The 24,982-nt window shown below is 68.7% G+C and carries 22 protein-coding genes; 14 read left to right on the top strand and 8 right to left on the bottom strand.

Annotated features, from left to right (window positions below; translation table 11 throughout):
- Positions 1 to 102: 102 nt before the first annotated feature.
- Positions 103 to 1,950: an RNA polymerase sigma factor RpoD gene (gene rpoD / locus AC6CHL_RS15355; RefSeq protein WP_038686002.1), complete on the bottom strand. Its 1,848-nt coding sequence runs from the start codon at positions 1,948 to 1,950 to the stop codon at positions 103 to 105.
- 88 nt (positions 1,951 to 2,038) lie between these two features.
- Entirely contained in the window at positions 2,039 to 2,479 is a 441-nt protein-coding gene (dtd, locus tag AC6CHL_RS15350; protein WP_038686000.1) for a D-aminoacyl-tRNA deacylase, read from the bottom strand.
- 85 nt (positions 2,480 to 2,564) lie between these two features.
- On the opposite strand from dtd, the gene AC6CHL_RS15345 reads away from it, so the two are divergent.
- The 4 genes from AC6CHL_RS15345 to AC6CHL_RS15330 all read left to right on the top strand — a co-directional run bounded on the left by AC6CHL_RS15345 (position 2,565) and on the right by AC6CHL_RS15330 (position 6,856).
- The gene (locus tag AC6CHL_RS15345) at positions 2,565 to 3,482 is read left to right on the top strand and encodes a lauroyl acyltransferase (RefSeq protein WP_498295177.1); all 918 of its coding nucleotides are present in this window, start codon (positions 2,565 to 2,567) and stop codon (positions 3,480 to 3,482) included.
- Between the two features lie 69 nt (positions 3,483 to 3,551).
- On the top strand, positions 3,552 to 4,688 hold the full coding sequence (ribA, locus tag AC6CHL_RS15340) for a GTP cyclohydrolase II RibA (RefSeq protein WP_038685995.1): 1,137 nt from the start codon (positions 3,552 to 3,554) through the stop codon (positions 4,686 to 4,688).
- 84 nt (positions 4,689 to 4,772) lie between these two features.
- Positions 4,773 to 5,306: a PH domain-containing protein gene (locus AC6CHL_RS15335; RefSeq protein WP_081797123.1), complete on the top strand. Its 534-nt coding sequence runs from the start codon at positions 4,773 to 4,775 to the stop codon at positions 5,304 to 5,306.
- Complete coding sequence (locus AC6CHL_RS15330; RefSeq protein WP_498295175.1) at positions 5,303 to 6,856, top strand: PH domain-containing protein; 1,554 nt, start codon at positions 5,303 to 5,305, stop codon at positions 6,854 to 6,856. Before AC6CHL_RS15335 ends, AC6CHL_RS15330 begins: the two co-directional genes overlap by 4 nt.
- A 26-nt stretch (positions 6,857 to 6,882) precedes the next feature.
- Here AC6CHL_RS15330 and AC6CHL_RS15325 read toward each other — a convergent pair whose 3' ends face one another.
- Entirely contained in the window at positions 6,883 to 7,941 is a 1,059-nt protein-coding gene (locus AC6CHL_RS15325; RefSeq protein WP_498295258.1) for a CDP-glycerol glycerophosphotransferase family protein, read from the bottom strand.
- On the opposite strand from AC6CHL_RS15325, the gene AC6CHL_RS15320 reads away from it, so the two are divergent.
- Both AC6CHL_RS15320 and AC6CHL_RS15315 read left to right on the top strand, forming a co-directional pair.
- On the top strand, positions 7,940 to 8,758 hold the full coding sequence (locus tag AC6CHL_RS15320; protein ID WP_498295173.1) for a glycosyltransferase family 2 protein: 819 nt from the start codon (positions 7,940 to 7,942) through the stop codon (positions 8,756 to 8,758). The genes AC6CHL_RS15325 and AC6CHL_RS15320 overlap by 2 nt on opposite strands.
- A gap of 44 nt (positions 8,759 to 8,802) precedes the next feature.
- Entirely contained in the window at positions 8,803 to 9,924 is a 1,122-nt protein-coding gene (locus tag AC6CHL_RS15315; protein WP_498295171.1) for a glycosyltransferase, read from the top strand.
- A gap of 7 nt (positions 9,925 to 9,931) precedes the next feature.
- On the opposite strand, the gene AC6CHL_RS15310 is transcribed toward AC6CHL_RS15315, so the two are convergent.
- From AC6CHL_RS15310 to def, 5 genes are all read right to left on the bottom strand, one after another.
- Positions 9,932 to 11,206: an O-antigen ligase family protein gene (locus tag AC6CHL_RS15310; RefSeq protein WP_498295169.1), complete on the bottom strand. Its 1,275-nt coding sequence runs from the start codon at positions 11,204 to 11,206 to the stop codon at positions 9,932 to 9,934.
- A 124-nt stretch (positions 11,207 to 11,330) separates the two neighbouring features.
- Positions 11,331 to 13,055 carry an ArnT family glycosyltransferase gene (locus AC6CHL_RS15305; protein WP_498295167.1) on the bottom strand — a complete coding sequence of 575 codons (1,725 nt, stop codon included), beginning with the start codon at positions 13,053 to 13,055 and terminating at the stop codon, positions 11,331 to 11,333.
- 25 nt (positions 13,056 to 13,080) lie between these two features.
- The gene (gene rsmB / locus AC6CHL_RS15300; protein WP_498295165.1) at positions 13,081 to 14,421 is read right to left on the bottom strand and encodes a 16S rRNA (cytosine(967)-C(5))-methyltransferase RsmB; all 1,341 of its coding nucleotides are present in this window, start codon (positions 14,419 to 14,421) and stop codon (positions 13,081 to 13,083) included.
- A 1-nt stretch (position 14,422) separates the two neighbouring features.
- Positions 14,423 to 15,346 carry a methionyl-tRNA formyltransferase gene (gene fmt, locus AC6CHL_RS15295; RefSeq protein WP_038685982.1) on the bottom strand — a complete coding sequence of 308 codons (924 nt, stop codon included), beginning with the start codon at positions 15,344 to 15,346 and terminating at the stop codon, positions 14,423 to 14,425.
- Positions 15,347 to 15,445: 99 nt separating this feature from the next.
- Positions 15,446 to 15,958 carry a peptide deformylase gene (gene def / locus AC6CHL_RS15290; protein WP_038685981.1) on the bottom strand — a complete coding sequence of 171 codons (513 nt, stop codon included), beginning with the start codon at positions 15,956 to 15,958 and terminating at the stop codon, positions 15,446 to 15,448.
- Between the two features lie 124 nt (positions 15,959 to 16,082).
- Between def and AC6CHL_RS15285 the strand changes: the two genes are divergently transcribed.
- The 8 genes from AC6CHL_RS15285 (at position 16,083) to AC6CHL_RS15250 (ending at position 24,959) form a co-directional block, all read left to right on the top strand.
- The gene (locus AC6CHL_RS15285) at positions 16,083 to 17,213 is read left to right on the top strand and encodes a LysM peptidoglycan-binding domain-containing protein (RefSeq protein WP_038685979.1); all 1,131 of its coding nucleotides are present in this window, start codon (positions 16,083 to 16,085) and stop codon (positions 17,211 to 17,213) included.
- 71 nt (positions 17,214 to 17,284) lie between these two features.
- On the top strand, positions 17,285 to 18,427 hold the full coding sequence (gene dprA, locus AC6CHL_RS15280; RefSeq protein WP_448134520.1) for a DNA-processing protein DprA: 1,143 nt from the start codon (positions 17,285 to 17,287) through the stop codon (positions 18,425 to 18,427).
- 42 nt (positions 18,428 to 18,469) lie between these two features.
- Complete coding sequence (locus tag AC6CHL_RS15275) at positions 18,470 to 18,943, top strand: DUF494 family protein (protein WP_038685975.1); 474 nt, start codon at positions 18,470 to 18,472, stop codon at positions 18,941 to 18,943.
- A 37-nt stretch (positions 18,944 to 18,980) separates the two neighbouring features.
- Positions 18,981 to 19,778 carry a GYF domain-containing protein gene (locus AC6CHL_RS15270; protein WP_498295162.1) on the top strand — a complete coding sequence of 266 codons (798 nt, stop codon included), beginning with the start codon at positions 18,981 to 18,983 and terminating at the stop codon, positions 19,776 to 19,778.
- Positions 19,779 to 19,822: 44 nt separating this feature from the next.
- Positions 19,823 to 20,731, top strand: a complete 909-nt coding sequence (locus tag AC6CHL_RS15265; RefSeq protein ID WP_038685973.1) for an RDD family protein — start codon at positions 19,823 to 19,825, stop codon at positions 20,729 to 20,731.
- Positions 20,732 to 20,922: 191 nt separating this feature from the next.
- On the top strand, positions 20,923 to 23,424 hold the full coding sequence (locus tag AC6CHL_RS15260) for a DNA topoisomerase I (RefSeq protein ID WP_137190493.1): 2,502 nt from the start codon (positions 20,923 to 20,925) through the stop codon (positions 23,422 to 23,424).
- A gap of 111 nt (positions 23,425 to 23,535) precedes the next feature.
- Entirely contained in the window at positions 23,536 to 24,096 is a 561-nt protein-coding gene (tsaC, locus tag AC6CHL_RS15255) for an L-threonylcarbamoyladenylate synthase type 1 TsaC (protein WP_498295256.1), read from the top strand.
- Positions 24,097 to 24,152: 56 nt separating this feature from the next.
- Positions 24,153 to 24,959: a DUF4124 domain-containing protein gene (locus tag AC6CHL_RS15250; protein WP_244880167.1), complete on the top strand. Its 807-nt coding sequence runs from the start codon at positions 24,153 to 24,155 to the stop codon at positions 24,957 to 24,959.
- Positions 24,960 to 24,982 lie beyond the last annotated feature (23 nt).

Here is a 24,982-nt window from a genome sequence, read left to right as displayed (position 1 = left end):
TGCATTCGCGCCCGCTGCACACGCAGGGACACCTGCCGCCCCAAAAAACAAACCCCGCTTGCGCGGGGTCTGTTGATGCTTCAACGCGGACTGCCGGATCGATCAATCGATATCCAGGAAGCTGCGCAGCTGCTCGGACCGGCTCGGATGACGCAGCTTGCGCAGCGCCTTGGCTTCGATCTGGCGGATACGCTCGCGGGTGACGTCGAACTGCTTGCCCACTTCCTCAAGGGTGTGGTCGGTGTTCATGTCGATGCCGAAGCGCATGCGCAGCACCTTGGCTTCCCTCGGGGTGAGGCCGGCCAGCACGTCGCGCACGGTTTCAGACAAGTTGATGTTGGTGGTGTTCTCGATCGGGGACTCCACGTTGGTGTCCTCGATGAAGTCGCCCAGATGCGAATCCTCGTCGTCGCCGATCGGGGTTTCCATCGAGATCGGCTCCTTGGCGATCTTCATCACCTTGCGGATCTTGTCTTCCGGCATGTCCATTTCCTTGGCCAGCTCCTCCGGCGTGGCCTCGCGGCCGTACTGCTGGAGCATCTGGCGGGAAATGCGGTTCAACTTGTTGATCGTTTCGATCATGTGCACCGGGATACGGATGGTGCGCGCCTGATCGGCGATCGAACGGGTGATGGCCTGGCGGATCCACCAGGTGGCATACGTGGAGAACTTGTAACCACGGCGGTATTCGAACTTGTCCACGGCCTTCATCAGGCCGATGTTGCCTTCCTGGATGAGGTCGAGGAACTGCAGGCCGCGGTTGGTGTACTTCTTGGCGATCGAGATCACCAGGCGCAGGTTGGCTTCGACCATTTCCTTCTTGGCCTTGCGCGCGCGCGCCTCACCGTAGGCCATGGCACGGCTGATTTCCTTCAGCTCGTCCAGTTCCAGCCAGGTGGTCTTTTCGATGTCGAGCGTGGCCTGCTGCTCGGCGATGATCTGGTCCTTCACGTCACGCAGGGCCGAGGACCACTTCTGCTTGCGCTTCAGTGCGTCTTCCACCCACTCCAGGTTGGTCTGGTTGCCTTCCCAGGAACGGATGAAGTCCTTGCGCGGCATGCGGGCGGTCACGGTGGCCAGGTTCAGCACGCGGCGCTCGTGGGACTTGATCTCGGCCATGACGTCGCGCAGCTGCTTGACCAGCACGTCGGTCAGCGGCAGCGGCAGCTTCAGGGTCACGAACACGGCGGCCATGTCGTCGCGCAGCTTGGCCAGCGGCTTGCGGTCGCCCTTGGCGGCAGCCTTCTTGAACGCGCTGTACGCATCGCTCAGGGCCTGCATGCGGCGGGCAACTTCTTCCGGGTCCGGACCGGTCGGGCCGGCTTCTTCTTCAACGTCGTCGCCGTCGTCTTCGTCGTCGGCGTCGTCTTCTGCGTCGTCGCTGGTGTCTTCGGCCACGGCCGGGGCCGGCACTTCTTCGACCAGGTCGTTGAAGCCGACGATCACTTCGGCCAGGCGCTTCTTGCCTTCCTTGTGCGCGTCGTAGTCGGCCAGCAGCGATTCCACCGACACCGGGAAGGTGCCGAGTGCGGCCTGGACCTGGCCCAGGCCTTCTTCGATGCGCTTGGCGATGGCGATTTCGCCTTCGCGGGTCAGCAGCTCGACGGTACCCATTTCGCGCATGTACATGCGCACCGGGTCGGTGGTGCGACCACCTTCGGTGTCGAGCGCGCTCAGCGCGGCGGCAGCTTCTTCGGCCGCGGTGTCATCGACTTCGCGGTTGCCGGTGTTGCCATCGTTGAGCAACAGGGTTTCTGCATCGGGAGCAACTTCATGGACATCGATGCCCATGCCGTTGATCATGCCGATGATGTCTTCAATCTGCTCCGGGTCGACGATGTCGTCGGGCAGGTGATCATTGACTTCGGCGTAGGTCAGGTAGCCCTGTTCCAGGCCCTTGCTGATCAGAAGCTTGATGTCGTTTTGCTGGGCAGGACGTTCGTTGGCCATGTAGTGCTCGCGCCACCGGCAGGGAGAGGAATAGGACCTAGCATTATACCAGCCTGGCGCCCCACCGCCCGGGCGGTGGTCCCGGGGGTCAGGGTCTGAGCAGGAAGGTCACCGGACCATCGTTGACCAGGCTGACAACCATATGGGCACCAAACTGGCCCGTTTCCACCCCCGGGGCGTGTTTTTGCCTGCAGATGTCCACCAACCGGTTGAATCCACGTTCAGCCTCGGCCGGCGCGGCGGCCGTGCTGAAGCCCGGGCGCATGCCACTGCCGGTGTCGGCAGCCAGGGTGAACTGGCTCACAAGCAGCAGCCCGCCGCCGGTATCAGCCAGCGACCGGTTCATCTTTCCCCCTTCATCGGCAAACACACGGTAACCGAGCAGGCGATCGGCCATCCGCACGATCTGGGCCTCGCTGTCGCCGGGTTCCATGCCCACCAGCGCCAGCAATCCCGGGCCGATCCGGCCCACCGCCACGTCATCGACATGCACGCTGGCCTGGGTGACGCGCTGGATGAGAACAAGCATGGGCGGGGCTTCCGGGGTGGGGGCCGCCTACCTTAACGCGCCCGCCGGTCCACGCCGATTGTCCCAGCGGCTAGACTTCCCCGTGATGAAACCGCATACCACCGCCCGCCTGGCCTACCGCGCCGCCGCCCTGTTCACCCGCCTGCCCTGGTCCTGGCTGCGCGGCTTCGCCAACCTGCTGGCGTGGCTGTGGATCCGTCTCAATGCGCGCGAGAGCCGGGTGACCCGGCGCAACCTGGAACTGGCCTTCCCCGAACTGACCGACGCCCAGCGGGTGCAGATGCACCGCCAGGTGCTGCGCTCCACCGCGCTGCAGGCGCTGGAAACCCTGCGCCTGTGGACACGCCCGCGCGAGCAGAACCTGGCCTGCCTGGTGGAGCGCCATGGCGAGGCGCTGTATGACGCGGCGCTGGCCGCCGACAAGGGCGTGATCGTGGCCGCCCCCCACCATGGCAACTGGGAGCTGCTGAACCAGTGGCTGGCCTCGCGCGGGCCGATCGCCATCGTCTACAAGGCCCCCGACGAAGCCGTGGGCGATGCGTTCCTGCAGCTGGTGCGTGGCGGCGACAACGTGCAGCAGGTGCGGGCCGAGGGCCCGGCGGTGCGCCAGCTGTTCAAGGTGCTCAAGGACGGCGGCGCCACCGGCATCCTGCCCGACCAGCAGCCCAAGGCCGGCGACGGCGTGTTCGCCCCGTTCTTCGGGGTGGAGGCGCTGACCATGACCCTGGTCAACCGGCTGGCTGAACGGACCGGGGCCACCGTGCTGTACGGCTGGTGCGAGCGCGTGGGCCCGGGCATGCAGTTCGCCCTGCATGTCGAGCCGGCCGACCCGGCCGTGGCCGACCCGGATCCGCGCACGGCGGCAACCGCGCTCAACGCCGGGCTGGAGCGGATTGCCCGGCGCGACCCCACCCAGTACCAGTGGACTTACAAGCGTTACACGTTGCGCCCGCCGGGCAGCGACGAGGTGGACCCCTATGCCACCGAGGAACACCCCCACTGACTGCGACGCAGCGTCGCGCCCCTGGCACGATTGGAAACGGCGCCTTCCGTCCCCACTGTGGAACCCACGATGTCCCCCACGGCCCCTGCCATGTCTGATGCTGCTTCTTCCCTGTTCGGCGACCCGGCCGCGATCCGCTGCGAACGGGCGGTGGCCGAACTGCGCGCGGGCCGCCCGGTGGTGATCGACGACGGCCACGGCCAGCGGCTGGCCTTCATCGCCCTGGACAGCAGCACCCGCAGCAGCTTCAGCGCGTTTGCCCAGGCCGCCGCCGACCGCCACTACCTGTTCCTCACCGCCACCCGTGCGCGGGTGCTGGGGGTGGCCGCCGAACACGGCGCCCGCGTACCGCTGGCCGGCATCGACTTCGACGCCCTGCCCTCGCTGAGCTACCGCCGCGAACCGGAAGTGATGCCGGCGGGCTGGTCGGCCGGGCAGGCGCTGGACGATGGTGCGGTGGAAATCGCCCGCCTGGGCCTGCTGCTGCCAGCCATGGTGGGCGTGCTGCTGGAGCCGGCGGACCACCGCTTCGATGATTGCGCGCAGGTATCGCTGTGCGACCTGCACCAAGGGGCCGAGCAGGCCGCCCACGCCTACGAACTGGTCACCCGCTCGCCGGTGCCGCTGCGCGAGGTGGGCATGACCGAATTTGCCGTGTTCCGCGGCGGCGTGGCCCAGCGTGACCAGGTAGCCATCATCGTCGGCAGCCCGGACCTGTCCGGGGTGGTGCCGGTGCGCGTGCATTCGTCCTGCCTCACCGGCGACCTGTTCGGCTCGCTCAAGTGCGACTGCGGCGACCAGCTGCGGCGCGGCCTGCGCAAGCTCAAGGAACTGGGCGGTGGCGTGCTGCTGTACCTGGACCAGGAAGGCCGCGGCACCGGCATCGCCGCCAAGATGCGCGCCTACGGCTACCAGCACGACGGCCTGGACACCATTGACGCGGATGCGCAGCTGGGCTTCGGCGCCGATGAGCGCCGCTACGGCAGCGCAGTGGCGATGCTGCAGGGGCTGGGCGTGCACCGCGTGCAGCTGCTCAGCAACAACCCCACCAAGGCGCAGCGGCTGCGCAACGCCGGCATCGACGTGGTGGACTGCGTGCCGGTCACCGGCGATATCACCGCCGAGAACGAACAGTACCTGCGCACCAAGGCCGAACGGGCCGGCCACCTGCTCGACGTCGACGCGCTGATCCAGGCCGCGCAATAGCGCGCGGCAACCTGCTACCGTCTGCGCGACGGGCGCACCGCCAGCAGCAGCACGCCCGGCATCTCCCTTGCCGAGCGCCCTGCCTTGTCCGACGCCATCGACACCCCTGCCATTCCCTCTCCGCCGCCGCTGCCGCCGCTGCCGTCCAGCCCTGACTGGCAGGCGTTGCCCCGGCGTGCCGCCGCCATCGCGGCGGTGGCCGGGGCCATCACCGGCACCGTCCTGATTGGTGGCGGGCTCGGCACGGCCTGGGTGCTGCTGGACCTGCCGCTGCGCTGGCTGGGCGTGGCCGGCATGCTGGTGCTGGGTGCGGCCATCGGCGCGGCCATTGGTTACCGCCGCCAGCGCCGCACGTTCTGGCGGCTCGACGCACAGGGCCTGGGCGTGCGCCGCGACCTGATGTGGCAGCAGGAGACCCGCGTGCCGATCTCGCGCGTGCAGCACCTGGACCTGCGCCGGGGGCCGATCGAACGCAGCGCACGGCTGGCCACGCTGGTGGTGCACACCGCCGGCAGCCGCTTCAGCGCGGTGAGCCTGAGCGGGCTGGATGGCGAGGATGCCGAACGCCTGCGCGACACCCTGGCCCACCAGCTCGACCGCGACGACGACGCCCTGTGAGCCGCCCGTCCCCGACAGAGGCCGCGTTGAACGAGGCGCCGCCAGAGCAGCGCCTGCATCGGTGGTCATGGCTGTTCGTGCTGCTGATGCAGCTGCGCCAGTTCCTGCTGCCGCTGGTGGCGCTGCTGGTGTTCGGCAACCGCGGCGATCGCGATCAGATGTGGTCCTACCTGGCCGCATTGGTGGTGATCGTGGTGCTAGTGGGCACCTCGGTGCTGCAGTACCTGACCTACCGTTACCGGATCGGCCGCGACGCCATCAGCGTGCGCAGCGGGGTGGTGTCGCGCAACCGGCGCGAGATTCCGTTCGCGCGCATCCACAACGTGGTGGTGCACCAGAACCCGCTGCATCGCCTGTTCGGGGTGGCCGAACTGCGCCTGGAATCGGCCGGCGGCGCCCGGCCCGAGGCGGAAATGCGCGTGCTCAAGCTGTCCCAGGCGTTGGCGCTGGAACAGCTGGTGCGGCACCGCGGCCAGGCGGTCGTGGCGCCCCCGGCGACCACGGATGCCGATCTGGATGCAGAGGCGGTCACGCCGCCGGTGGACGATGGCGTGCTGCTGCAGCTGAGCACACCCGAGGTGGTGCGCATCGGCCTGCTGTCCAACCGCGGCTGGGTGGTGGTGCTCGCCGCCGTGGGCGCCTCGTTCCAGCTGTTCCCCGATGGCACCGTGACCGACGCGATTGAAGAAGGCGGGCGTCAGGCGCTGGGCTACGCCAATGGTCTGCACCCGGCCACCTGGGTGTGGGCGGTGGCGGCGCTGGTGGCCGCGGCCGCGTTCTGGGTGCTGCTGCGCGTGTTTTCGGTGGTGCTGGCGCTGTTGCGTTATCACGGCTTCCAGTTGAGCGAACAGGAACGTCGGCTCACCGTGGTCAGCGGCCTGCTCACGCGCCTGCGCAGCAGCGTGGCGCGGCGTCGCATCCAGGCCTGGACGCTGCGCGAAAGCCCCTTGCAGCGCTGGGCCGGGCGCCGCCATCTGCGCATCGACATTGCCGCCGGGGTGTCCGAAGAGAACCAGCGCCGCGACCTGCGCGAACTGGCCCCACTGGCCACCCCAGAGGCGGCCGACGCCCTGGTGCAGCACCTGCTGCCGCAGGTGCAGTGGCCGCCCGCACACTGGCAACCGGTGCAGCAGCGCGGCTGGTGGCGGCTGAGCCTGGGTACCGCGGTGTGGGTACCGCTGGTGGCCGCGGCAGGCGTGTGGAACGAGGTGCCGTGGGCGGCCGTGATCCTGCTGTGGCTGCCGTGGTCGGCCTTCCGCGCGCATCGCCAGATGGCACGTATGGGCTATCACCTGGACGACCAGTACGTGGCCGTGCGCGGGGGCTGGTGGCAGCGTTGGTGGCGGTTCGCCGAGCTGGACAAACTGCAGGTGCTGCGCCTGAGCCGTTCGCCGCTGGACCGCCTGCTGGGGACCGCCAGCGTGTGGCTGGATACCGCCGGTGCCAGCGGCAGCGTGGCCTTGTGCCTGCGCTACCTGCCTGACGCCGAGGCGCGCGCGGTGCATGCGCGGTTGAGCGCGGCGTTGGCGCAGCGCCGCCTGCGCTGGTAACCGACGCAGCCGACCAACGGTTGGCTCTACCGCTTCGACGGTCCCCAATAGCCCAGGTCACGCCGGATCTGCAGGCCGCGCGTCCACGCGCCGAACGGTTTGCGCTTGAGCGTGCCCAACTCCCCGGCCAGGAAGTCCTCGGTGGCCGCGATCACCCGCTCACTGGAATACCCGTCGCGGTACGGGTGGATGCTGTCGGCGTACTGCTGGATCTGCGCCACCAGTGCCGGCTCGGGCGACAGCGCGCGGTCCAGCATCGCCGGTAGCTGGGTGGCGTCGTCGAAGTCGATCATGTGCGGCTGCGGCACGCGGTTGCGGAAGGTCACCACCGGTTTGTACTGCACCACGAACTCGGACACGATCGAGGAGGTGTCCGACACCAGCACGTCGGCGGCACGCTGCGCGGCCATCACCTGCTCGGGTTCGATGAAGGCGGCGTTGTCGCCGGCCAGCGCGCGGTAGCGTGCAAACATTTCTTCGCTGCACTTGGGATGCAGGGTCAGCAGCCAGTAGCGCTCACCGCGCGCGATGTCGGCGGCGATGTGCTCGTACAGATGCGGCGCCGCACTCAGGCGTTCGGTGAAGGTGGAGCCGAACAGGATCACCGGGCGGCCAGCGGCGGGCGCCCGCAGCGCCGCGCTGGCGCCACCGTCGTCGCGGAACAGCGGGTCCAGCTTCGGCCAGCCGGTCTGCGCCACGGCGAAATGACCCTGGCGTGCGGCCAGGTCACGGAACGGCTCCGTCGTCGCCGGCCCCTGCGTGCAGTACAGGTCGAACAGGCCCCGCACGCGGAAATGGCCGCGCGCGCTGTCGCGCTTCTGCACATTGAAGCCATGGAAGACCTGCACCTTGGCCCCGGCGATGAACGGCGGCACCCAGTTGGCGGCGCTGAACACCGCACGCGGGCGCAGCGCCAGCGCCTGCGTGAGGTCCACGTTGGGCACCCCCGGCAGGCTGCCCCCGGCGGCGCCATCGGCGAACCAGGCCGACACCGATTGCCCGGACGCGTGCAACGCCTGGGCCAGAGGGGCGAGAATGGGCAGCGCATAACGCTCCGTCGCAAACAGCAGGTACTCGGCCATCATGTCCTCCACGACCGCTCCCACTGAACGGCCTCGCATCTCGGCCTGCATTATCGCGTTCAATGAAGCCGACCGCATCGGCGACTGCCTGGCCTCGCTGGCCTTCTGCGACGAGATCATCGTCGTGGACTCCCATTCCACCGATGCCACGGTGGCCATCGCCCGCGCCGCCGGAGCCACCGTGCTGCAGCGCGCGTTCGACGGCTTCCGCAGCCAGAAGGCGTTCTGCGTTGAACAGGCCAGCCACGACTGGGTGCTGTGCCTGGATGCCGACGAACGCATCAGCGACGACCTGCGCGCGGCCATCCTGGCCGCCCAGGCGAGCGGCTTTGCCGGCCACCATGGCTACCGTTTCGCGCGCCTGTCGGAGTATTTCGGCAAATTCCTGCGCCATGGCAATGCCTATCCGGACCGCGTGCTGCGCCTGTTCGACCGCCGCCACGGCGGCTGGCGCGGCAAGCGCGAGATCCACGAAGCGGCCAGCGTCGACGGCAGCGTGGGCGTGCTGCGCGGCGACCTGATCCACTACCCGTACCGCTCGCTGGAACAGCAGTTGAGCAAGACCCAGCGCTACGCGCGGATGATGGCCGAGCACGAGTTCGCACGCGGCAAGCGCGCCACCCTGGCCAAGCTGGTCCTGGCCCCGGCGTGGCGGTTCTGGCGCGGGCTGCTGCTGCGCGGCGGCTTCCGCGATGGCTGGCACGGGCTGGTGTATGCCTACGTGCGCGCCAACTACGTGCGCCAGAAGACGATCATGTTGTGGATGCTGCAGCACGGACAGCCGGTAAGCGACCCGCCGCGCCGCAGCGACGCCGCATGAGCGCTGCTGTGGCAGACTTCATGCGCGTTTGATCGAAGACCTCCATGAAGATCCTCTACACCAACTTCCATTCCGGAGACGGCGGCGGCCACACCACCTATCTGGTGTCACTGGCACGCGCGCTGTCGGCGCGCCACCAGCTGTTCATGGCCGCTCCGGACAACAGCCGCGTGCTGCGCGTGGTCCGCGACGAAGGCAGTGCCGAACCGCTGGACATCGCCTTCAGCAGTGGCCTGCCCACGCTGCCCCAGCAATGGGCCGACATGCGCCGCCTGCGCCACCTGGTCCAGCAGCACCGGATCGACATCGTGCATGCCAACGGCGCGCGCGACCATCGGGTGATGATGGAAGCGGTGGCTGGCCTGGCCCGTCGGCCCAAGCTGGTGTTCACCAAGCACAACAGCAAGCCCAGCAACACGTTCGGCAATACCCTGCGTGCACGCTGGGGTACCGACCGGGTGATCGCGGTGTCCGCCCATACCCGCCAGATGCTGCTGGACAGCCCCTACCGGCGCTGCCCGATCGACGTGGTGCGCAATGGCGTGGACCTGGCGCGCTTCGCGCCGGTCGATGCGTCCGCCGGCGCGGCACTGCGTGCCCGCTGGACCACCGATCCCGATGCGCTGGTGATGGTGAGCAATGCCGGCACCGACGGTCACAAGGGCTGGATCGATCTGGTCGAGGCCGTGGCCACGCTGCCCGAGCCGATCCGCAGCCACATCCACGTGGCCGTGGCCGGCCGCGACGCGGAGCCGCGGCTGCTGGCACGGGTGGCCGCGCTGGGCCTGGGCGCGCAGGTCCACCTGCCCGGCCTGCTGGAGGACATCCGGCCGTTCGTGGCCAGCGGTGATGCGGGCTTCGTGCTGTCCCACGACGTGGAGACCATCTCCTTCGCCTGCCGCGAAATGATGGCGATGGGCAAGCCGGTGATGGTCAGCGACTACGCCGGCCTGCCGGAGAACATCGACCACGACCAGGATGGCTGGATCGTGCCGGTGCGCAACATTCCCGCGATCGCCGCCCAGGTGGCCCGGCTGTATGCACAGCGCCACGACCTGGCCCGGATCGGCGTGGCCGCGCGCCAGCGTGCCGTGCGCGAGTTCGGCCTGGACACGTTCACTGGCCTGACCGAAGCCAGCTACGACGCCGCCCTGCAGGGCGGTTGAACCGGGGTCAGTCCGTCTGGCGCCTGCGCGCCGGGTCGGACAGGGCCAGGAACACCGCCACCCAGGTGGCGTAGAACGACGCCGAGCGCATGTCGCGGAACATCATCTCGGTGATGCCGAACACCAGGTAGCTGGCGCAGATCATCACCCCGGCACCGGCGAACAGGCGGCCGGCGTCGTCCTCGCGCCACAGCCGGCGCAGCAGCACCCAGCCCGGCGCGGCGTACAGCAGCACCAGCCCCAACCCGCCCAGCACGCCGTAGGTGGCCAGGAAATACAGCAGGTCGTTGTGGGTTTCGCCGTAGTCACGCGCCACGGTGGGCGACACCTGGCGGGCTTCGGCCAGGCTGCGCAGTTCTTCGCGGAAGCGGTCACCCCCGCCGATGCCGAACACCGGCTCGCTCTGGATCATGTGCCCCGCCGCACTCCACAGCTGCAGCCGGATGCACACCGACGTATCGGCCAGGTGGGTCACCTGGCACTCTTCGAATTCGTTCACGCCCAGGTGGATGCGCTCGCGCAGGGTGCTGTCGCTGAGCACGATCAGGCCCACCGCGCCGAGCAGCAACGCACCGGCCCAGGCCTTGTAACGGTTGAGCCGGCGCCCCTGCACCAGCAGTGCGATGAACACCAGCACCGGCACCGCCAACAGGCCGCCGCGGGTCTGGGTGGCCAGGAACGCGCCCAGCCCGGCCACGCCGGTGATCAGTTTCAGCGCGAACTCGGTGCGCTTGAAACGGGTAATGCGGTAGCCCAGCAGCAGCAGCGCCAGCATCGAAAACAGCAGCGTCAGGTTGCCGTAGGTCACCGTGTTGAACTGGCGGGTGGCCGGGCGTCCGCCGGTGCTCAACACCAGCCAGCCGACGTTGATCACCGCATACCAGATGCCCAGCAACAGGCCGAACAGGCCATGGGCCAGAATCGGGCGCGGAATCCGCAGCGCGGCGGCCAGGATCAGCAGCACGGTCAGGAAACGCGAGGCCTTTTCCACCTCCGAGCCCTTCCACAGGCCGTGCACCAGCAGGCTGGTCAGCACGCCGATCAGCATCACCGCCACGCCCACGCCCATCCACACATACTCGCGGCGGTTGTCGCACCAGACCTGCCCGGGCGCGGACGGGCGCACCACGAACAGCACGATGATGCTCAGCAGGACCAGCAGGTAATAGCCCGCGCTGCCACCGTCCAGGGTCGACATCAGCAGCACCGGGGACAACCCGACCGCGATCGTGAAGGCCCATGCCAAGGCAAGGTTGGCGCGGGCAGGACGGAGTGGAGACATGGTCACGATCTGGGCAATGCGGCGTAATGACGGAAGAGGAACGGGTTCACCGGCCTCCATTCCAGGATCGGGCGAGCAGGCGGCATTGTCGCTGATCGTCCCGTAATGATCCATGAGAGTCCCATCACTCCTCCGGTGCTTCCCGGCCCTGTTCAAGGGTGATCCGTGCCAGTTCACGGGCACTGGGCCGGCACGGGCCGACCACGGCGTCGGCCGGTACCAGCCACCAGCCACGGCGATTGGCCACGCCCACCCGTTCGGCACGGCTGCGATCGATGCAGTCCAGCACGGCCGCTTCCTGTACCAGCAGCCAGCGCTGCTGTGGCGCCTGCGCCTGCCAGGCCACGCCGTCCTGCAACTGACTGTACCAACGGCGTTTGAAGCCGAAGGTGGTCGCGGGGCGGTCGGCCATGAGCAGGTTCTGTTCCTTCCACCCCACCAGCCCCAGCTGCGCGTCGGCGCCGATGCGCTGCCCGGCCTGCTGCATCAACCCACGGGCCGAGCTGGAGTCGTTGAACAGCGGGTAGCCCACCAGCCCGTACGCCACCCAGACCATCGCCAGGGTGGACAGCACAGCCACATGGCGTCGCCGCGGGCCGCTGAAGCACAGGCTGGCCATGCCCCAGGCGCCCAGCGCCACGCCGATCCAGCCCAGCGCTGCGGTCACCGACGTGTCGATGCCGCGCTGCAGGATCAACCGGCTTTCAAAGCCCGGCTGGCCCACCAGCATGGCAATGCCTGCGCCCAGCAGGGCCAGCACCAGCACGGCGTTGAACGCGCCCAGCAGCCACTGCACGTCACGCCGCCGCAGCAAGCCCGGCAGCAGCGGGGCCAGCGCCAGGCAGAACATCGGCAGCGCCGGCAGGATGTACACATCGCGCTTGCCGTGCGGGATCGAGAAGAACAGTACGATCAGCAGCCACCAGCCCAGCAGCACCAGGTAGCGCGGATCGCGGCGGCGCAGCCGGCGCCACCAGGCCGGGATCGCCCAGGGCACCACCAGGATCGCGGGGAGCCACATCGACGGCATGGTGGCCAGGAAATACCACCACGGCTGGTGGTGATCCCACGACTGCGCGTACCGCTTGGCGGTCTGCCGGAACAGGATGTCGTTCATGTAGGCCCGGTACTCCACCGAGCCGCTGGACGTGGCGGCCAGCACCATCGGCACCAGCCACAGCGCCACCGCCAGCACGAAGGCCAGCGGGGCCAGCCAGAAGCGCCAGTCGCGCACGTGCAGGCGAACCCGCGGCCAGCCCAGCAGCGAGGCCACGGCCGCCGGCAGCACCATCAGCAGCGCCAGCACGCCCACGCCCTTGGTGATCACGCCCAGCCCGGCGGCGAACCAGCCCAGCCACCACCACCGCCACGCCGGCCCGCACAGCAGGTGCCGCAGCAGGCCGTAGTTGGCCAGGGTGATGAAGAACACTACCAGCGGATCGATCTGCGCCTTCTTGGCCTGGAAGGTGAAATGCACCGCAAACAACAGCGCCCAGGCCGCGTACAGGCCCACCCGGCGGGTCCACAACCGGCGGCCCAGGTCGTACACGCAGGCCAGCGTGCCCAGTGCGGCCAGCAGCGACGGCAGCAGGAACGCCACCCGCCAGTTGCCGAACACGCTGTAGAGCGCGGCCTGCGCCCACATCAGCATCGGCGGCTTGTCCGAGTACAACTCGGTGCCACGGTGCGGGAACAGCCAATCGCCGCTGAGCACCATCTGCTTGGCCACCAGCGCAAAGCGCGGCTCGTCCGACGGCCAGGGGTCGCGCAGGCCCAGGCCGGCGCCGAGCACCAGCAGGGCCATCGTGGCAAGCAGCCAGAACTCGCGTCTGGCAGGGTTTTTCAACATATGACGCGGGTCCAGCGGCGGGGTATCAGCCCTTTTTTAGCAGACGCGCATAGAAGAATCCGTCTGCACCCTCTTCACCCGGCAGGCGCTGGCGGCCGGCCCAGGAGTCGTGGCCGAAGGCCTCACCCAACGGCAGGAAGCCTGCGCGGGGGGTGCGCTGCAGGAAGGACTCGATCTGGAACTGGTTCTCTTCACGCAGGATCGAGCATGTCGCATACAGCAGGGTGCCGCCGGGGGCGAGCATGCGGAAGCAGGCATCCAGCAGGCGCGCCTGCAGCGCCACCAGGGCCTCGATATCGGCCGGGCGGCGGTGCACCAGCACGTCCGGCTGGCGGCGGATGATGCCGGTGGCCGAGCACGGCGCATCCAGCAGGATGCAGTCGAACGGCTGCCCGTCCCACCAGCTGTCCGGCGTGGCGGCGTCGGCCGCCAGCACCCGCGCCTGCGCGCCCACGCCGGTACGGGCGAAGGTCTCGCTGATGCGCTTGAGCCGCCGCGGGTCGATGTCCAGTGCCAGCAGCTGCAGGCTGGGATCACGTTCCAGCAGGTGCGCGGCCTTGCCGCCCGGCGCGGCGCAGGCGTCCAGCACGCGCGCGCCGGGGCGCGGGGCCAGCGCATCGGCCACCTGCTGCGCCGACAGGTCCTGCACCGACAACGCGCCGGCGGCGAACCCCGGCAGCGCGGCCACGGGCACGGGCACCGGCAGGCGGATCGCATCGCTGCACAGCGGCGACGCCTCGGCCTCGATGGCAGCCACAGCCAGCTGTTCCAGCACCGCCTCGCGGCTGCCGTGCTGACGGTTCACCCGCAGCCACAGCGGCGCGGGCTGCAGGCTGGCGGCGAACACGTCCTCGGCCTGCTCCGGCCAGTCCTGCTCGATCATGCCGGCCAGCCAATCCGGGAACGCAGCGCGCGCCGGCTGGGCCGGAATGCCGTCACGCTGGGCGCGGCGCAGCAGCGCGTTGACCATGCCGGCCTGACGGTCGCGGCCCATGGCGCGGGCGGCGTCCACGGTGGCCGACAGCGCCGCATGGGCGGGCAGTTCAAGCGCGTCCAGCTGGGCAAAGCCCACCAGCAACAGCGCGCGCAGCTCGTCTTCGCGCACGCCGAGCGGGCGTTGCATCCACTGCGCCAACGCAGCGTCGTAGGCACCGCGGCGGCGCAGCACCGCAAAGCACAGCGCCTCCAGCAGGGCGCGGTCGCGGCTGTCGTCCAGGGTGGGCAGTGCCTTGGCCAGTTCGGCCTTGAGCGAGCGCCCGCGGCCGATTACCTGGGCCAGCACCTTGGCCGCCAGTACGCGGGTGGGCACGCCGGGGGCGCTGGCGGCGCGCTGCGGGGCCTGCTTGTCCTGCTGGAGCTGGGTCATCTCAGGCACCCACGCTCAGGTCGCGGCGCGCGTTGAGGTAGTCGGCGGCCGTGATCGCCTTGCCGCCTTCGCGCTGCAGTACCCGCAGGCGCAGTGCGCCCTGCCCGCAGGCGATGTCGATGCCTTCGCGGGCGGCCGCCAGCAGGGTGCCCGGGGCCTTGCCCTGGTTGTCCGGCAGCGCCACCGCGCCGTGGATGCGCACGCGCTCGCCGGCCAGCAGGGCCTCGGCGATCGGCCACGGGTTGAAGGCGCGCACGGTGCGCTCCAGTGCCTGCGCGTCCTGCGCCCAGTCCAGCCGGGCTTCGGCCTTGTCCAGCTTGTGTGCGTAGGTCACCCCCGCCTCCGGCTGCGGCTGGGCAATCGGCTTGATCCCGGCGCGCAACAGGCCCAGCCCGTCCGACAGCACCTGCGCGCCCAGCTCGGCCAGGCGGTCATGCAGCTGGCCGCCGGTGTCGTTGGCACCGATGGCCAGGTGCTGCTTGAGCAGTACCGGACCGGTGTCCAGGCCCGCTTCCATCTGCATCAGGCACACGCCGCTTTCGCTGTCGCCGGCCTGGATCGCACGCTGGATCGGCGCGGCGCCGCGCCAGCGCGGCAGCAGCGAGGCATGCACGTTCCAGCAGCCGTGGGTGGGGATGGACAGCACGGCCTTGGGCAGGATCAGCCCGTAGGCCACCACCACCATCAGGTCCGGCTGCAGGTCGCGCAGCTGCTGCTGGGCTTCGGGGGTTTTCAGGTGTTCGGGCTGGAACACCGGGATGCCACGCGCGATCGCCTCCAGCTTCACCGGCGACGGCATCAGCCCGCGCCCACGCCCGGCCGGGCGGTCCGGCTGGGTGTACACGGCCACCACTTCATGGTGGCGCGCGGCGACGCGCAGCGAGGACACGGCGAACTCCGGCGTACCGGCAAAGACAATCTTCATGGCTACCCCACTTGCAGAAAGAAAAACGGCGCCGGTGGCCGGCGCCGCACAACCAGGCCCGGCCCGCGGTCAGCCCGCGCGGCCCGGCCCTTGGGCATCTCAGGCAACGTGCTTGCGCGCCTTGGCCAGCTTCTTGCGCACCATCTCGCGCTTCAGCGGGGACAGGTAATCGATGAACAGCTTGCCGTCCAGGTGGTCCATCTCATGCTGGATGCACACCGCCAGCACGCCGTCGGTGGTCAGTTCCTGCGGCTGGCCCTGGCGATCCAGGAAGCGCACGGTGATCTGGTTGGCACGGGTGACGTCGGCAAAGATGCCCGGTACCGACAGGCAGCCTTCCTGGTAGACCTGGCCGCCCTCGTTGGCGACGATCTCCGGGTTGATGAACACCCGCGGGGTGTCCTTCTCTTCACTGACGTCGATGACCATGAAGCGCTTGTGCACGTCCACCTGGCTGGCGGCCAGGCCGATGCCCGGGGCGTCGTACATGGTGTGGAACATGTCGTCGAGCAGTTGCTGGAACGCCGGCGTGGTCACTTCGGCGGCGTCGATCAACGCGGCCTTGGTGCGCAGGCGCGGATCGGGAAACTCAAGAATGGGCAGGATAGCCATGGCAAATACCGGTAGGGGGCGCCGGTCAAAGCGGCGTACGTCGCAATTCTATCGCCAACGCTTGCCCTGCGCCCCGGTTTCTGGACTATAGTGCGGCAACCTGTTGGGGAATCAGGCACCACCTATGTTTGAACGTACTCGTACGGTCGTCGCCGTGGCGATGTTGACCGTTGCCACCTATGCTACCGCCGTTGAAGTGAATGGCGGGCACCCGGATACCTACGTCGTCCGCAAGGGCGATACTTTGTGGGACATTTCCGCGCGCTTCCTCAAGAAGCCGTGGCTGTGGCCGGAAATCTGGCAGGCCAATCCGCAGGTCAAGAACCCGCACCTGATCTACCCGGGTGACGTGCTGAGCCTGGCCTACCTGGATCGCGTCGTGGCCCAGCCCGGCCCGCGCCAGGAAGCGCCGGTCACCGGCATTCCACTGGACCAGGTCGAACCCTTCCTGAAGCAGCTGAGCGTGGTCGACGAGGTCAAGTCGCTGCCGTTCGTGGTGGGCCTGGAAGACAACCGCCTGCGTGCCACCAGTGGCCAGACCGCCTATGTGCGCGGGCTTGAGGGCGCCGAAGTGGGCCAGCGCTGGGCCGTGGTCCGCCCGACCGTGCGCTACGCCCTGCCCAAGCCGACCGAGGACCTCACCGCCAGCGGGGATGTGACCCCGGGCAGCGGCAACCTCTGGAAGAACTTCTTCGTTCCCAGCAAGCGCAACCAGACGCTGGGCTACGAGTTGGCGCAGATCAACGTCGGCACGGTCACCAAGGTGGCCGCCGGCAATGTGGATGTGACCACCATTGCCCTGCAGACCGGGGTGGGCGGCGTGGAAGTGCGCAACGGCGACCGCCTGGTGCCGGTGCAGGCCAACCCGTACGACCTGCAGTTCTTCCCGCACGTTCCGGCTGCCCAGACCGAAGGCCTGGATATCCGCGTGCTGGCTGTGACCGACATGTTCCTGTCCGGTGGCCCGCGCGATGTGATCGCCATTTCCGCCGGCAGCACCGACGGAATCGACAACGGCACCGTCGTGTCGCTGTGGCGCCAGGGCCGGCACGTGGCCAACAAGATGAAGTACCCCGGTTCGTCGCGGATGGACGACTCGCTCACCGACGGCGCCGGGCGCTTCTCCCTGCCCGACGAGTACGCTGCCCATGCGATGGTGTTCCGCACCTACGACAAGGTCAGCTATGCCCTGGTGATGCAGGGGGTCAAGCCGGTGCTGGTCGGGTACGCGGCAAAGCACCCTGACGCTCAGTAAGCGCAAACCCCTACGCACTACTCCGACGGCGCCCCAGGGCGCCGTCGCTGTATGCGGCCTAGCCTTGGCGGATGTGCGAAACCCTCCCGCTTGACACCCGCGACGCCCTGCTCCGCCTGGTCCTGGCCGGCGGCCCGCTGCCACCGCGGCGGCGCCTGCTGCAGGCCCACGCCGATCCCGCCCTCGCCCTGCGTGCCGGACCATCCAGCTGGCGCGCCAATGGCTGCACCCCCGAGCAATGCGCGCGGCTGGCCTGCCCCGACCCGGTGGCCCTGGCGCTGGCCCACCACTGGGCGGCCCACCCCGGCCATCACCTGGTGCCGATCCACAGCGACGACTACCCGATGCTGCTGCGCCACCATCCCCAGGCGCCACTGGTGCTGTTCGTGCAGGGCGACCCGGCCACGCTGTGGCACCCCGGGGTTGCCGTGGTGGGCAGCCGCACGCCGTCGCCCAGCGGCGCGGAGCTGGCCGCCGAATTTGCCGCCGCGTTCGCGCGCAGCGGGCTGGCGGTGGTCAGCGGGCTGGCCGCGGGGGTGGACGCGCGCGCCCACGAGGCGGCGTTGCGGGTGCCGGGCGGCCTGACGGTGGCGGTGGTGGCCACCGGCCTGGACCGCACCTACCCTCCGCGCCATGCGGCCCTGCAGGCGCGGATCGCAGAGCGCGGCGCCGTGGTCAGCGAGTACCCGCCCGGCACCGCCGCCAGGGCCGGCCAGTTCCCCGCGCGCAACCGGCTGATCGCCGGGCTCAGCCTCGGCACGGTGGTGATCGAGGCGGCGCTGCGGTCCGGGGCGCTGATCACCGCCCGGCTGGCGGCCGAGGCCGGGCGCGAGGTCTTCGCCCTGCCCGGCTCGGTGCGCAACCCGCGGGCACGCGGCTGCCACCGCCTGATCCGCGAAGGCGTGATGCTGGTGGAGCACCCCGACGAAGTGATCGCCGGGCTGACCGCCCTGGCCGGCACCCTGGGCCAGGCCTTGCGAAGCCGGCTGGACGCCCCCACTGAACAGGCACGACCGGCGCCTCGGCGCGCCCCCTCCTTCCCCGACCCGGACTACCAGCGCTTGTGGCAGGCACTGGATGACAACCCAACGGGTATGGATTCACTGATCCAGCGCAGCGGATTGACGACGGCCCAGCTGTCGGCCATGCTGCTGGTCATGGAACTGGAAGGAAAGGTGGTTGCCGCCTATGGCCGCTACTGTCGAAAACCCTAGTTTCTTCACCTCCACAGCGTCGTTGACGCAGGCCGAGGGGCAATGAAAGAGAGCATTCTGGATGTCCTGCTGTACCTGTTCGAACATTATTTCAGCGAGGACCCGGACCTCGTCCGTGACCGCGACACCCTCCAGAACAGCCTGATACAGGCCGGCTTCAGCCCCACCGAAATCAAGAAAGCGTTCGACTGGCTCGATGCCCTGGCCGACCAGCGCCCGGCCGTGAACGTGGCCCGGGTCGATGGCCCGGTGCGCATCTACCACGGTCCGGAACTGGACAAGCTGGACGTTGAAGGCCGCGGCTTCCTGATGTTCTTGGAGCAGCACGGCATCCTGGACGCCAACCAGCGCGAGCTGGTGCTGGACCGCGCCATGGCCCTGGACCAGGACGAGCTGGACCTGGACGACCTCAAATGGGTGGTGCTGATGGTGCTGTTCAACCAGCCCGGGTCCGAGGCCGCCTACGCCTGGATGGAAACGCAGATGTTCATTGACGAACCGGAACCGCTTCACTGACCGTACACTGGGTGCCTTGCGCATTCAGGAGCGTGCCGTGGGCCAGTGGTTCTATGCAGAAGGAAATCGCCAGCAGCGCGGGCCGCTGGCGTCCGATGAACTGATCGCGCTGTACCAGTCCAGCCGCATTGCGGCCGATACGCTGGTCTGGCGCGACGGCATGGCGCAGTGGCAACCGCTGCGCGAGGTGGCCGACGAGATCGGCCTGGTACTGGCTGCGCCGCCGGCACCCGTGACCGACCCACCCGCCGAAACCGACACGCCCGCCGTTGCGCTGCCGCCGCAGATTCCCCTGGACAGCCCCGCATCCGACCCAGTGCCGCCCGTGACTTCCCCACCGGTGACGGCCGCTGCCGCGCCCGCGATGGCCGCCGCGCCGGTACCGCCACGCCAGGGCCTGTCCGGCTGCGCCATCGCCGGCATCGTGGCCGGCATCGTCGGCGTGCTGCTGGTGGTGCTCATCGGCATTCTTGCCGCGATCGCCCTGCCCGCCTATCAGGAGTATGTGCTGCGCTCCAAGACCGCGCAGGCCATCACCGAACTGGACCCGATCAAGGTGCAGGTCAGCGAGTTCGTGCAGACCCACGGACGCTGCCCGGTCAATGACGACGACGGGTTCCAGCCGGCCGAAAGCTATGCCAGCGGCGACCTGTCGGCGGTGCGGATCGGCCGCTTCGACAACAGCCACTGCGGCATCGAAGCCGAGCTGTCGGTGCCCGCCAAGGTGGCCCTGGACGGCAAACTGCTGTGGCTGGATTTCGACCCGGAGCTGCACCAGTGGGAATGCACCGGCGAGCCGGATGACAAGTACCTGCCGCAGCACTGCCGCGGCTGACAACGGACGCATGTCCATGGATGAACCCAAAGGGGATTGAAGCAATGACTGAGTGGTATTTCGCCGATGGCCAGGAACGCCAGGGCCCGTTGACCGCCGACGAGATGCGCCTGCGTTTCCAGCGCGCGCAGATCAGCCTGACCACGCTGGTCTGGCGTGAGGGCTTTGCGCAGTGGAAACCGCTGTCCGAAGCGGTCGACGAACTGCAGCTGCAGAACCTGAGCAGCGCTGCGGAGAACCTGGGCAGCGGCTTCGACCTGCGCGGCGATTACACGGCCATCGACAACGGCACCGCGCCGCTGCCGGGCACCGGTGGCGGCACCCATTCGCCGTACACCGCGCCGGCCGCCGGCGGCTATGCCAACGCGGCAGTGGTCGGTGGCGGCAACGTGGTCTACGCCGGGTTCTGGAAGCGCTATGCCAGCTACTTCCTCGACTCGGTGGTGGTGAGCGTGGTCAACATTCCGATCAGCCTGATCTTCAACGGCATCGGCGCGGTGTCGGGCAACGAGTCGGTGGCGCTGGTGATGAGCCTGCTGGCGATGGTGGCCGGCCTGGCGCTGGGCGTGGCCTACTACGCCGGCTTCCATGCCTCGGCCGGTGGCGCCACCCTGGGCAAGATGGCCGTGGGCATCAAGGTGGTGCGCGGCAATGGCGAACGGCTCACCTTGGGCCGCGGCATCGGGCGCTACTTCGGCTTCCTGCTGAGCAGCCTGACCCTGATGATCGGTTTCATCATGGCCGCCTTCACCGAGCGCAAGCAGGCCCTGCACGACATGATCTGCGACACCGTGGTGGTCGACAAATGGGCCTACACCGAAAACGAGCACCTGCAGCAGCCGACCCTGGGCACCGTCACCATCGTGATTCTGGTGGTTTCCGGCCTGCTCACCGTGGCCGCCATCGGCGTCGGCATTGCCATGATCGGGGTCATCGCCTCGTCCATGTCCTGACCCCACCCTCACACCGGGCCGCTTGACACGGGCGGCTCGGTCGTGATTCCTCTAATAAGAGGAAAAGCTGAACGCCCGGCGCATACCCGGGCGTTCAGTTTATGGAAATCGCCCGCTGCCCTTCACTAATGCGGCCATTTGCTCCACCCTAGCGCCCTCTCCCGGGCTGCTGCCCACAGAAATAATCTGACATGCCCAAGCACCTGCTCATCGTCGAATCGCCCGCCAAGGCCAAGACGATCAACAAATACCTCGGCAAGGACTACACCGTCCTGGCCTCGTATGGGCATGTGCGCGACCTGGTGCCGAAGGAAGGCGCGGTCGATCCCGACAACAACTTCGCGATGCGGTACGACCTCATCGAGAAGAACGAAAAGCACGTCGATGCCATCGTCAAGGCTGCCAAGGGCGCCGACGACATCTTCCTGGCCACCGATCCGGATCGCGAGGGTGAGGCGATCAGCTGGCACATTGCCGAAATCCTGAAGGAACGCGGGCTGGTCAAGGACAAGCCGATGCAGCGCGTGGTCTTCACCGAGATCACCCCGCGCGCCATCAAGGAAGCCATGGGCCACCCGCGCGAGATCGCCGGCGACCTGGTCGATGCGCAGCAGGCACGCCGCGCGCTGGACTACCTGGTGGGCTTCAACCTCTCCCCGGTGCTGTGGCGCAAGGTGCAGCGCGGCCTGTCCGCCGGCCGCGTGCAGAGCCCGGCGCTGCGCATGATCGTCGAGCGCGAGGAAGAGATCGAAGCGTTCATCGCCCGCGAGTACTGGAGCATCGATGCCGCCTGTGCGCATCCCTCGCAGCCGTTCACCGCGCGCCTGACCAAGCTGGACGGCAAGAAGTTCGAACAGTTCACCGTGACCGACGGCGATACCGCCGAGGCCGCACGCCTGCGCATCCAGCAGGCCGCGCAGGGCGCGCTGCATGTCACCGACGTGGCCAGCAAGGAGCGCAAGCGCCGCCCGGCCCCGCCGTTCACCACCTCCACGCTGCAGCAGGAGGCCTCGCGCAAGCTGGGCTTCACCACCCGCAAGACCATGCAGGTGGCGCAGAAGCTGTACGAAGGTGTGGCCATCGGCGAGGAAGAAGGCACCGTCGGCCTGATCTCGTACATGCGTACCGACTCGGTCAACCTGTCCCAGGATGCGCTGGCCGAGATCCGCGACGTGATCGCCCGCGATTACGGCATCGCCTCGCTGCCCGACCAGCCCAACACCTACCAGACCAAGTCCAAGAACGCCCAGGAAGCGCATGAAGCGGTGCGCCCGACCTCGGCCCTGCGGACCCCGGCGCAGGTGGCGCGCTTCCTGACCGACGACGAGCGCAAGCTCTACGAACTGATCTGGAAGCGGGCCGTGGCCTGCCAGATGATCCCGGCCACGCTCAACACCGTGAGCGTGGACCTGTCGGCCGGCAGCGAACACGTGTTCCGCGCCAGCGGCACCACCGTGGTGGTGCCCGGCTTCCTGGCCGTGTACGAAGAAGGCAAGGACACCAAGAGCGCCGAGGATGACGACGAAGGCCGCAAGCTGCCGGCGATGAAGCCCGGCGACCGCGTGCCGCTCGACCGCATCGTGGCCGACCAGCACTTCACCCAGCCGCCGCCGCGCTTCACCGAAGCGGCGCTGGTCAAGGCACTGGAAGAATATGGCATCGGCCGCCCGTCGACCTACGCCTCGATCATCCAGACCCTGCTGTTCCGCAAGTACGTGGAAATGGAAGGCCGCAGCTTCCGCCCGTCCGACGTCGGCCGTGCGGTGTCCAAGTTCCTGTCCAGCCACTTCACCCAGTACGTGGATTACGACTTCACCGCCAAGCTGGAAGACGAGCTCGATGCGGTGTCGCGTGGCGAGGAAGACTGGATTCCGCTGATGGCCCGCTTCTGGGACCCCTTCAGCAAGCTGGTCGAAGAGAAGAACGAGTCGGTCGACCGCGCCGAAGCCAGTGGCGCGCGCGAGCTCGGCACCGACCCCAAGACCGGCAAGCCGGTCAGCGTGCGGCTGGGCCGCTTCGGGCCGTACGCGGCCATCGGCAGCACCGCCGAGGATGCCGAAGACAAGCCCAAGTTCGCCTCGCTGCGCCCGGGCCAGTCGATGCACACCATTTCCCTGGAAGACGCGCTGGAGCTGTTCCTGATGCCGCGTGCGCTCGGCCAGGACAAGGACGAGGATGTCAGCGTCGGCATTGGCCGGTTCGGTCCGTTCGCCAAGCGAGGCAGCACCTATGCCTCGCTGAAGAAGGAAGACGACCCCTATACGATCGACCTGGCCCGTGCGGTGTTCCTGATCGAAGAGAAGGAAGAGATCGCGCGCAACCGGATCATCAAGGAATTCGAGGGCAGCGACATCCAGGTGTTGAACGGCCGCTTCGGCCCGTACATCAGCGATGGCAGGATGAACGGCAAGATCCCCAAGGATCGTGAGCCGGCGTCGCTGACCCTGGCCGAAGTGCAGCAGCTGATGGAAGAAACCGGCAAGCCGGTGCGCAAGGGCTTCGGCAAGAAGGCGGCCAAGAAAGTGGTCGCCAAGAAGGCCACGGTGAAGAAGGAGGCCGCGCCGAAGAAGGCCGCCGCCAAGAAGGCACCGGCCAAGAAGGCAGCCACCAAGAAGGCGGCAACGAAGAAGACCGCGACCAAGAAAGCGGCCACCAAGAAGGTTGCCAAGAAGACGGTCGCCAAGAAGGCCTGAGGGCCTCCACCGGCGCAGGCCCACGCCATGCGTGGATCTGCGCGGGGATCACCCAGTTGCCACGCCGCGGGCGGATAATGTGGGCCTATGTCCACGCCCGCTGTTGCCGCCATGAACGAACTCACCCTGGATACCGCCCTGCCCGTGCTCCGCGCGGGCGGAGTCGTGGCTTACCCCACCGAAGCGGTCTGGGGCCTGGGCTGTGATCCGGCCCACGAGGCGGCGGTGATGAAGCTGCTGCAGCTCAAGCAGCGCCCGGTCGAGAAAGGCATGATCCTGGTAGCGGCCGATCTGGCCCAGCTCGACGACTGGGTGCGCCTGCAGGCCTTGCCGGCACAACGCCAGGCCGTGGTGCTGGCCAGCTGGCCTGGCGCGAACACCTGGATCCTGCCGGCCGGCCCGCGCGCGCCGCGCTGGATCACCGGCGCACACAGCGGCATTGCCGTACGCATCAGCGCGCACCCGTTGGTGGCCGCGTTGTGCCGCGCCTGGGGCGGCCCGCTGGTGTCCACCAGCGCCAACGTGGCCGGCAAGCCACCGGCGCGGACCCGGACCGAACTGGACCCCGCGCTGCTGCCACTGCTGGATGGCCTGATCGACGGCGACACCGGCGGCCTGGCCCAGCCCACCCCGATCCGCGACGCGCTCAGCGGGCAGATCCTGCGCAGCTGAGCAGCCCCCATGCCCGCTGTTTTGCGCCGCTGCCGGTAAAGCCGCACACTGGCCCCATGCACCGAACAACCGCCCTGCGCCTGACCCTGCTGTTGTGCTGCGCCAGCGCGCCACTGGCCGCGCAGGACGCCGGCAATGTGCGCGTGTACCGGTGCGTGGGGAGCAACGGCGCGGTGTCGCTGCAGGATGCGCCCTGCCGCGACGGGCGCCAGGAAGTGCGCGACATGCAACGTCCGCGCGACCCCGCCCCGCGCGTGGTGCGCAGCGACCGCGATCCTACTGCCACGCCTGCACCGGCCGCGCCGCAGCGCGAGGTGCGCCACGTCTACGTGCAGCCGCCACAGCCGCTGTACGAGTGCGTGCGCGACGACGGCAGCCGCTATACCAGCGACAGCGGCGAGGGCAATCCGCGCTGGGTCCCGATCTGGACCAGCGTGTACCTGCCATATGGCGGCGGCCATCGCCCACCCGGGGGCGGCCGTCCGCCCCGTCCCCTGCCGCCGATCGCCCCGATGGGGGCCGGCACGGGATCGGGCTCGGTGAGCGCCAGCGGCGGCTCGCTGTCGATCTCCGGCGGCGGCCCGCACGTGGGCGGCAGCCTCAGCGTGGGCAGTGGCAGCACGCACTGGGAAGGCAACCGCGAGGCCTACCCCGGCACCTACACCGACACCGTGGTGCCCACCGGCAACGTGCTGGTGCGCGACGCGTGCAACGCCCTGCCGCAGCAGGAGGTCTGTGCGCGCCTGCAGGACCGTCACTGGGAACTGGTGCGCCAGTACAACAGTGCGCTGCAGGGCCAACGCGACGCGCTCAACCGTGAGCAGCGCAGCGTGGATGCACGGCTGGAACGCGACTGCCGCTAGCACGTGCTTCAATGCGCACTTCG

The sequence above is a fragment of the Stenotrophomonas sp. GQ19 genome, from assembly GCF_059758695.1.
Note: the sequence above shows the minus strand (reverse complement) of the source record. Positions and strands in the feature narration are given on the sequence as shown.